General features: G+C 74.8%; 1 protein-coding gene (running past one end of the window). It reads right to left on the bottom strand.

Annotated elements, in window-relative coordinates:
* On the bottom strand, positions 1–1,940 hold part of the coding region annotated (locus B9S61_RS30330; RefSeq protein WP_374936262.1) for an SDR family NAD(P)-dependent oxidoreductase (this coding region is incomplete at its 5' end). 1,574 nt of the annotated region lie to the left of the window's left edge; 1,940 of 3,514 annotated nt are visible.

Raw genomic sequence — 1,940 nt, 5'->3', positions numbered from 1 at the left:
CCGCCGTGGCGACGGCGCCCCGGGTGACGAGGACGAGCCGGGTGCCGTCGTCCCACCGCGGGTCGGCCAGCCAGTCCTGGACGAGCCGCAAGGCGTCGTCCAGCGCGGCGTGCACGGACGCGGCGTCGGGCGGGGACGGGAACTGCGGGGTGTGGTCGCACCAGGCCAGCACCGCGGCGGGCGACGGCGCTCCGCCGTCGACCGCGGCGGCGAGCGCGGCCAGGTCCGGATGGGTGTCCGGGAAGAGGTCCGGGCCGCCGAGGACGGTCCAGTGTCCGAGCGGGTCGCCGGGTACGCCGACGGGCGCCGCCGACCACTCCAGCCGGTAGAGGGATTCGGGGCCGCCGCCGGGACGGAGGGCGTCGAGGTCGATCGGGCGGACGGCGAGCGCCTCGACGGACACGACTGGGAGGCCGTTCGGGTCGGACGCGTCGATCGACACCGACCCGTCCGGCCGGAAGCCGAGCCGTACCCGGAGCGCGGTGGCGCCGGAGGCGTGCAACTCGACTCCGCTCCAGGAGAACGGCAGTCCGGCGGATGGACGCTCCCGGCCCGGTCCGGCCTCCGGATCGGCGCGCAGGAACAGTCCCTGGAGGGCCGCGTCCAGCAGCGCCGGGTGCACGCCGAAGGCGGAGGCGGACCGGTGCTGGTCCTGGGGCAGGCGCACCTCGGTGAAGACCTCGTCACCCCGGCGCCAGGCGGTGGTGACCCCGCGGAAGGCGGGTCCGTAGCCGTAACCGGAAGCGTCGAACCGCTCGTACAGGTCGTCGACCGGGATCGGGACGGCCCCGGGCGGGGGCCAGGAGCCGGCGTCGTCGGGTGCGGGCGCGGGCTTGCGCGTCGTGGCGTCAGCGGTGAGCGCGCCGGTCGCGTGCGCGGTCCACTGCGGGGGCGCCGCGTCCTCGCGGCAGGAGAACAGGTCCAGGGAGCGGCTGCCGTGCGCGTCCTCGGCACCGACCCGCGCTTGCAGGCGTACGGCGGTGTCGGCGGGTATCAACAGCGGTGCCTGGAGCGTCAAATCCTCGACCGTGTGGCAGCCGACCTCGTCCGCGGCGCGTACGGCCAGTTCCGCGAAGGCCGCCCCGGGAAGCAGGACCGTACCGGCCACGGCGTGGTCGGCGAGCCAGGGGTGCGTACGCAGCGACAGCCGCCCGCTGAGCAGCAGTTCGCCCGTGTCCGCCAGCTCGATGGCAGCCCCGAGGACGGGGTGGTGGGCCGGGTCGAGCCCGGCCGCACCCACATCGGCCGCCGTGGTGGGCGCCGGCTCGGGCCAGTAGCGGCTGCGCTGGAAGGCGTACGTCGGCAGCTCGACGCGCCGCGCCCCCGGGAACGCCCCCGACCAGTCCACGGCCAGACCGCGCTCCCAAGCCCGGCCCACCGCGCGCAGCACCTGGTCGAGGCCGCCCTCACCACGGCGCAAGGTCCCCAGCACCGCGGCGTCCACACCCGCGGCCTCCACCGACTCCCCCACCGCGACCGACAGCACAGCGTGCACGCTCGGCTCCACGAAGAACCGGAAGCCCTCCCCGAGCAGCGTGTCCGTGGCGTTGCCGAACTCGACGGTCTCCCGCAGGTTGCGGTACCAGTACTCCGCGTCCAGGACCTTCGTGTCCAGCCAACCGCCCGTCACCGTCGAGAAGAACGGCACCGTGCCCGAGCGCGGCGCGACCCCCACCAGATCCGCGAGCAACCGCTCCCGGATCTCCTCCACATGAGAGGAGTGCGAGGCATAGTCGACCTCGATCAGACGCGCCCGCACCCCCTCGGCGACGAACCCGTCCACCAGCTCCGCCACCACGTCCACGTCACCCGAAACCACCGTGGAGGAAGGCCCGTTCACCGCAGCCACCGACAGACAACCGTCCGAGGAGGCGATCCGCTCCCGAACGCCGTCCACCGGCAACGGCACCGACGCCATCCCGCCCCGGCCCGCCAACACC

This window comes from Streptomyces sp. SM1, from assembly GCF_002910825.1.
In the GTDB taxonomy this organism is placed as follows: domain Bacteria; phylum Actinomycetota; class Actinomycetes; order Streptomycetales; family Streptomycetaceae; genus Streptomyces; species Streptomyces okerensis.
The sequence above is the reverse complement of the archived record's forward strand: the minus strand, read 5'-3'. Positions and strand labels throughout refer to the sequence as shown.